The sequence below is a fragment of the Embleya sp. NPDC005575 genome, assembly GCF_040605455.1.
GTDB lineage: Bacteria > Actinomycetota > Actinomycetes > Streptomycetales > Streptomycetaceae > Embleya.
Map to the genome: position 1 here is coordinate 21,237 of NZ_JBEXCV010000117.1, position 7,285 is coordinate 28,521.

The 7,285-nt window shown below is 71.5% G+C and carries 6 protein-coding genes; all 6 read left to right on the forward strand.

All coding sequences use genetic code 11. The features are described from left to right. Positions 1 to 12: 12 nt before the first annotated feature. Entirely contained in the window at positions 13 to 1,455 is a 1,443-nt protein-coding gene (gene obgE / locus ABZS54_RS30545; protein ID WP_355543191.1) for a GTPase ObgE, read from the forward strand. A gap of 136 nt (positions 1,456 to 1,591) precedes the next feature. Next, on the forward strand, positions 1,592 to 2,695 hold the full coding sequence (gene proB, locus ABZS54_RS30550; protein WP_355543215.1) for a glutamate 5-kinase: 1,104 nt from the start codon (positions 1,592 to 1,594) through the stop codon (positions 2,693 to 2,695). Between the two features lie 45 nt (positions 2,696 to 2,740). After that, positions 2,741 to 3,145, forward strand: a complete 405-nt coding sequence (locus ABZS54_RS30555) for a hypothetical protein (protein WP_355543194.1) — start codon at positions 2,741 to 2,743, stop codon at positions 3,143 to 3,145. 105 nt (positions 3,146 to 3,250) lie between these two features. Then, on the forward strand, positions 3,251 to 5,023 hold the full coding sequence (locus ABZS54_RS30560; protein ID WP_355543197.1) for an ABC transporter ATP-binding protein: 1,773 nt from the start codon (positions 3,251 to 3,253) through the stop codon (positions 5,021 to 5,023). Then, a complete protein-coding gene (locus ABZS54_RS30565; protein ID WP_355543200.1) occupies positions 5,020 to 6,759 on the forward strand; it encodes an ABC transporter ATP-binding protein in 1,740 nt (579 codons plus the stop codon). The genes ABZS54_RS30560 and ABZS54_RS30565 overlap by 4 nt, the downstream gene beginning before the upstream one ends. 179 nt (positions 6,760 to 6,938) lie before the next feature. Next, positions 6,939 to 7,285 (forward strand): transposase (locus ABZS54_RS30570; RefSeq protein ID WP_355543203.1); only part of this gene is annotated, 347 nt, incomplete at its 3' end.

Genomic DNA, 7,285 nt, shown 5'->3' on the forward strand with positions numbered 1-7,285 from the left:
GGAGGAATCCACGTGACGACCTTCGTCGACCGCGTCGTGCTGCATGTCGCGGCGGGTAACGGGGGCCACGGCGTGGCCTCCGTCCACCGGGAAAAGTTCAAGCCGCTCGGCGGCCCCGACGGTGGCAACGGCGGCCGGGGCGGCGATGTCACGCTGGTCGTGGACGCCAACACCACCACGCTGCTCGAATACCACCACCACCCGCACCGCAAGGCCACCAACGGCAAGCCCGGCGCCGGCGCCAACCGGACCGGCCCCAACGGCGCGGACGTGATCCTCCCGGTGCCGGACGGCACGGTGGTCAAGCGACTGCTCCCGAGCGGCGACGAGGAATTCGTCGAGGACCTGGTCGGCAACGGCGCCAGCTACGTGATCGCCCAGGGCGGTCGTGGCGGCCTCGGCAACGCGGCGCTGGCCTCCCCGCGCCGCAAGGCCCCCGGCTTCGCGCTGCTCGGCGAGCCCGGCGAGGCCGGCGACTTCGTCCTGGAGCTCAAGACCGTCGCCGACGTCGCGCTCGTGGGTTACCCGAGTGCCGGCAAGTCCTCGCTGATCGCCACGCTCAGCGCCGCGCGGCCCAAGATCGCCGACTACCCGTTCACCACCCTGGTGCCGAACCTGGGCGTGGTCACCGCCGGCGACGTCGTTTACACCGTGGCCGACGTACCCGGGCTGATCCCGGGCGCGAGCGAGGGCAAGGGCCTGGGTCTGGAGTTTCTGCGGCACGTCGAGCGCTGCAAGGCGCTCGTGCACGTGCTCGACTGCGCGACGCTGGAGCCCGGCCGCGACCCGATCAGCGACCTGGACACGATCGAGGCCGAGCTGAAGGCGTACGGCGGCCTGGAGGACCGGCCGCGGATGGTCGCGCTGAACAAGATCGACGTGCCCGACGGCAACGACCTGGCCGACATGGTCAAGGCCGAGTTGGAGGCGCGCGGGCTCCAGGTGTTCGCGGTCTCCGCGGTCAGCCGGGCGGGCCTGCGCGAGTTGTCCTTCGCGATGGCCGCCCAGGTGCAGGGTGCGCGCGATGCCGCGCCGGCGCCCGAGGCGACCCGGATCGTGCTGCGGCCGACCGCCGTCGACGACAGCGGCTTCACCGTCACCCGGCGCGACGAGGCGTTCATCGTGCGCGGGGCCAAGCCCGAACGCTGGGTGCGCCAGACCGACTTCAGCAACGACGAGGCGGTGGGCTACCTGGCCGACCGGCTCGCCCGACTCGGCGTCGAGGAGGCGCTGTGGTCGGCCGGCGCCGTTCCCGGTGCCGAGGTCGTCATCGGCGACGACGTCACCGGTGTGGTCTTCGACTGGGAGCCCACGGTGGCGGCCGGCGCCGAGATGCTGGGTCGACGCGGCGAGGACCACCGGTTGCAGACGCACCGCCCTGCGGTGGACCGCCGCCGCGACCGCGACGCGATCGAGTCGCAGTACGAGGAGTTCGACCCCTTCGCGGACTCCTGACCGACGGATGCTCCGCGAACGACGATGATTCCCGACGTTTTTGGGTGACTCCGGTGGCTTTCGAGCGCCGGATGCTTTTCGAACAGGGAAGGCGGGGCCTGAGGTGCACACTGGGGCCGGCGCGGCGCGCGAGGACGTGACCTCCGCGCGCCGCATCGTGGTCAAGGTCGGTTCGTCCTCGTTGACGACCGCGCAGGGGGGCTTGGACGCGGACCGCGTCGACGCCCTCGTGGACGTGATAGCGGCCAAGCGGGCCGAGGGGGTCCAAGTCGTACTGGTCTCCTCCGGTGCGATCGCCGCCGGGCTGGCCCCCCTGGGCCTGCCGCACCGACCGCGTGATCTGGCCACCCAGCAGGCCGCCGCGAGTGTCGGCCAGGGGTTGCTCGTGGCCCGCTACACCGCGTCGTTCGCGCGGTACGGCCTGCGGGTCGGCCAGGTGCTGCTGACCGTCGACGACGTCACCCGCCGCGCGCACTACCGCAACGCCTACAACACGCTGGACAAGCTGCTCGCGATGGGCGCGGTGCCGGTGGTCAACGAGAACGACACGGTGGCCACCGAGGAGATTCGGTTCGGCGACAACGACCGACTCGCCGCGCTGGTCGCGCACGTCGTGCACGCCGATCTGCTCGTGCTGCTGTCCGACGTGGCCGGGCTCTACGACGGCGACCCGGCGAAGCCGACCTCGGCCCGGGTTCCGTTCGTGAGCGGACCGCAGGATCTCGAAGGCATCGAGATCGGCAAGGCGGGCAAGGCCGGCGTGGGTACCGGCGGCATGGTCACCAAGGTCGAGGCGGCCGGCATCGCGACCTCGGCGGGCATCCCCGTGGTGCTCACCGCGGCCCGCTTCGCGTCCGACGCGTTGGCCGGAAAGGACACCGGAACGCTCTTCCACCGCACCGGAGTTCGCACCGCCGACCGACTCCTGTGGCTGGCCCACGCGAGCACCGCGCGCGGTCGGCTCACGCTGGATCCCGGCGCGGTCCGGGCCGTGGTCGAGCGCCACAGCTCGCTGTTGCCCGCCGGGATCACCGGTGTCCAGGGCCGTTTCGTCGCCGGCGATCCGGTGGACCTGGTTGACGAAAACGGTCACATCGTGGCCCGCGGACTGGTCAACTTTGATGCGAAGGAACTGCCGGGCCTGTTCGGGCGATCGACTCGAGAGTTGGCTCGGGAGTTGGGTCCGGCCTACGAGCGCGAGGTCGTCCACCGCGACGATCTCGTGCTGCTGCGCCGCTGAGCGACGACCACGGAAGATCAGCAGCTCGCCGACGGGAGGCCGGCCGTGCCGGAGCGTGGGGAACGCCCCTGGGGACAGCCGAATACGACGGCGCGGGTCGAACAAGACGACGCGGGCCGAATGTGGCACATCACGCTGACCCTCGCCGGCAAGCCGGGTGATCCCGAGGATGTGCGGCGCGCGCTGGAACGGCTCGCCCACGAACACCCCTTCCTGCTCGCCGGACGCTACGCGGCCGACCACGCCGAAGTGCGGTACTGGGAGGAGGCGCCCAACCTGCACGACGCCGCGGCGATCGCGCTGCGGCTGTGGGGCGAGCACCGGCAGAGCGCGGGGTTGCCGCCGTGGGAAGTGATCGGGCTGGAGGTGGTCGACCGCCCGACGTACCAGAAGCGGGCCGTTGCACCGGCCCCGCTGCCGGTGCAACCGGGCCGGGTGCAGCCCTTCTAGCCGTCGGCCTCGCGCGGTCGGCGAGCCGGTCGAGCCGGTCGTGACCCCGGGCACGGCGAATAATCCGTGGCCCGAAAAACTCTCGCGCGTTAGCGTCGCGAGACAATGCGTACGTTTCCCGTCGCCGACCCCGGCGATCCCGATATCCGGTCGGCGGGCCGATACCTGACCTGGCTCGCCGTTCGCAGCCGCCGCACGATCCTCATGGGCATCCTGTGGGCGTCGGTGTGGATGGTCGCGCAGGCCCTGATGCCCGCCGCGGTCGGCCGTGCGATCGACGCGATCGAGGCGCGCGACGAGCAGGGGCTGTTCGCGTGGTCCGGCGCGCTGTTGGGCATCGCCATCCTGATCGGCTTCACCGGGATCATGCGACACCGCAACGCGGTCGCCAACTTCCTCGACGGCGCGTTTCGCACGATCCAACTGGTGACCCGGCACGCCTCCCGGCTCGGTGCCGCCCTACAGCGCCGGATCGCCTCCGGCGAGGTGGTCGGCGTGGGCACCTCGGACGTGGACGCGATCGGCTCGACGCTCGACATCACCGCCCGCGGCTGCGCGTCGGTCGTCACGCTCGCCGTGGTCGCGGTGGTGCTGCTGAACATGTCGGTGCCGCTGGGCCTGCTCGTACTGATCGGCGTGCCGCTGCTGATGGGCCTGGTCTCGCTGCTGCTGCGTCCGCTGCACCGACGCCAGAACGCCTACCGCGAACTGCAGACCGGCTTGGCCGACCGGGCCGTGGACATCGCGTCCGGCCTGCGGGTGCTGCGCGGAATCGGCGGCGAGCGCACGTTCGGCGCCCGCTACCGGCGCGAGTCACAACAGCTGCGGACGGCCGGTGTACGCACCGCCCGGGTCGAATCCCTCCTGGAGGCCGCGCAGTTCCTGGTGCCCGGCTTCTTCGTCGCATTCGGCACCTGGCTGGCCGCCCGGTTCGCCCTGGACGGCCGGTTGACGATCGGTCAGATGGTGTCCTTCTACGGCTACGCGGCGTTTTTGACCGTGCCGCTCTCCACCATCACCGAGTTCGCCGACCGGGTGGTGCGCGGCCATGTAGCGGCCCGACGGGTGACGCGCGTGCTCGCCCTGGAACCGGGCGTGACGGACACCGCCGATCCGGTCGCCTGGCCGCCGCCGGGGGACCTGGTGGACCGGTGCTCAGGCCTGATGGTCCGGCCCGGTGTGCTGCTCGGGATCGCCTGCGAGGACCCGCAGGACGCGCCCGCGCTGGCCGATCGACTCGGCCGCTACGAGGAGGCCGACGTGCTCTACGCCGACGTGCCGCTCGCCGACCTCGCGCTCGCCGACGTGCGGGCGCGGATCCTGGTCGGGCATCACGACGCCGGCTTGTTCTCCGGGCCGCTGCGTCGCGAACTGACGCCGGGCGACGGCGGAACGGGCGATCTGGCGACGGCGGTCGAGGTGGCCTGCGCCAAGGACGTGATCGACGCGCTGGACAACGGGCTGGACACCGAGATCGCGGCGCGTGGCCGGGAGTTCTCCGGGGGACAGGTGCAACGCCTGCGCCTGGTGCGGGCATTGATGGCCGACCCGCAGACGCTGGTGCTGATCGAACCCACCAGCGCGGTGGACGCGCACACCGAGGCGCGGGTGGCCGCCCGGCTCGCCGCACACCGCCGAGGCCGCACCACGGTGGTCGCCACCACGAGTCCGCTCGTGCTGGACACGATGGACGAGGTCGCCTACGTCGAGGACGGCAAGGTCATGGCGGTCGGTCCACACCGCGAACTCTTGGCGACCGAGCCGCGGTACGCCGCGCTGGTCACCCGGGTCGACGAGGACGACCGGGACGACCGGGACGACGAAGGCAACAGAGGCAACAGAGGTAACAGAGGCGACGAAGGCGAGGAGGACGCGTGAGCGCGCGGGAACTGCTCCCGATCGCGCCGGCCGCCGAGGTCGGCCGGCACGCCGTGCGATTGTTGCGCGAGCGGCGACGCGATCTGATCCTGACCGTCCTGTTCTACGCGCTCGCCGCGGTGGCCGGCCTGGTCGCGCCGCGGTTGCTCGGGGTGTTGATCGAGAAGGTCCGCGCGGACAGTGCGACCCGCACGATCGACCTGCTCGGCCTGGGCATCGCCGGCGCGCTGTTGCTCCAGGCGTTGATCGTGCGGCAGGCCGCAGTGGCCGCCGCGCGCCTGGGCGAGGGGCTGCTCGCGCAGGTCCGCGAGGAGTTCGTGGACCGGATCCTGGACCTGCCGCTGTCCACCGTCGAGCGGGCCGGCTCCGGAGACCTGCTCGGGCGGGCGAACCGCGACGTGGCCGCGATGTCCCGGTCCGCCCGGCGGGCGGTGCCGTCCGTGCTGGTCGCCGCGGTGACGATCGTGCTCACCTTCGCGGGGCTGCTGCTGCTGAATCCGCTGCTCGCGCTGCCGCTGCTGATCACGCTGCCGCTGTTGGTGCCGATCACGTACTGGTACCTGCGCCGCGCGCCGGCCGGCTATCTGCGGGAGAACGCGGCGTGGGCACAGGTGACCGACTCGCTGGCGGAGACGGTCGAGGGGGCGCGCACGGTCGAGGCGCTGCGGCTGGCCGACCGGCGCCGGCGGCGTGGCGACGAGGACGTCGCGCAGGCGTACGCGGCCGAGCGATACACGCTGTGGTTGCGCACGATCTGGTTCCCGTCGGTGGACTTCGGTTACATGCTGCCGGTGGTGGCCACCACGGCCTTCGGTGGGTGGGCGTATCTGCACGGCTGGGCCACGCTCGGCGAGGTGGCGACCGCGGTGCTGTACGTGCAGTTGATCATCGGCCCGATGGACGAGTTGCTGAACTGGCTGGACGAGGTGCAGATCTCGGCGGCCTCGCTGGCCCGGCTGCTGGGCGTGGCCGATGTGCCCTCCGATCGCGAACCGACCGACGCCGAGCCGGTGGACGAGACGTTGGCCGTGCGCGATGTGCGGTTCGCCTATGCGACGGGCCGCGAGGTGCTGCACGGTATCGACCTGACCATCCGGCCGGGGGAGCGGATCGCCGTGGTGGGGCCCAGCGGCGCCGGGAAGTCCACGCTGGGACGGCTGTTGGCCGGGGTCAACGCGCCCACGTCCGGGAGCGTGTCGGTGGGCGGGGTGCCGCTGGTCGGTCTGCCGCTGGACGAACTGCGCGGCCGGGTCGCGTTGGTGACGCAGGAGCACCACGTCTTTCGGGGCACGTTGCGGGACAACCTGCTGTTGGCTCGTGAGGACGCCTCCGACGACGACGTGCTGGAGGCGCTGCGCGCGGTCGACGCGGACTGGGTGGCGGCGCTGCCGGCCGGGGTGGACACCGAAGTGGGGCCCAAGGGCCACGAGTTGACCGCTCCGCAGGCGCAACAGCTGGCGCTGGCCCGGCTGGTGCTGGCCGATCCGCACACGCTTGTGCTGGACGAGGCCACCTCGCTGATCGATCCGCGGGCGGCTCGGCATCTGGAGCGGTCGCTGGGTGCGGTGATCTCGGGCCGGACGGTGATTGCGATCGCGCACCGGTTGTACACGGCGCATGACGCGGATCGGGTCGCGGTGGTGGAGGGCGGGCGGATCACCGAGTTGGGCAGTCATCGGGAGTTGATCGCGGCCTCCGGTGCGTATGCTGCGCTTTGGCGGTCTTGGCATGGGTGACGTTGGGCTGATTGGCCTCAAGCGCCGGCCGGGCTGAGTTGGCCTCAAGCGCCGGCCGGGCTGGGTGGCCTCAAGCGCCGGCCGGGCTGAGTTGGCCTCAGTAGCCGTTGTCTTACCGAAGTTGGTGTCGGTTTATAGGACTTGGCGTCTCGTTGGAGTGATACCGACGCCATCCATGCATGAAGACAGGGCCTCTTGGAATCTCGGTGGTTGTCTACGCCGAACGAGAGGTCCAGGAGGCCCTGTTGCCACGGTTGTACGCGGTCGCGGCCGGCACGTCCAATTTGTTCCACCGGGAGTGTGACTGCCTCGCGCATGTGTACGGGAACGCGGGCGCCCGGCCGGGCCGGGCGCCCGCGTATCCGTCGGACATGACGGACGCCGAGTGGCGTGTTGTGCGGGCGGCGTTGCCGGTGCCGGCGTGGTTGGAGGGCCGGGGCGGGCAGCCGGAGGCGTACTGCCACCGCGAGATGCTCGACGCGGTCCGTTACCTGGTCGACAACGGCGTCAAGTGGCGTGCGATGCC

Coding starts and splice junctions, on each gene's coding strand:
- ABZS54_RS30560 (WP_355543197.1), top strand. CDS start 3,251: ATGCGTACGTTTCCCGTCGCCGACCCCGGCGATCCCGATATCCGGTCG.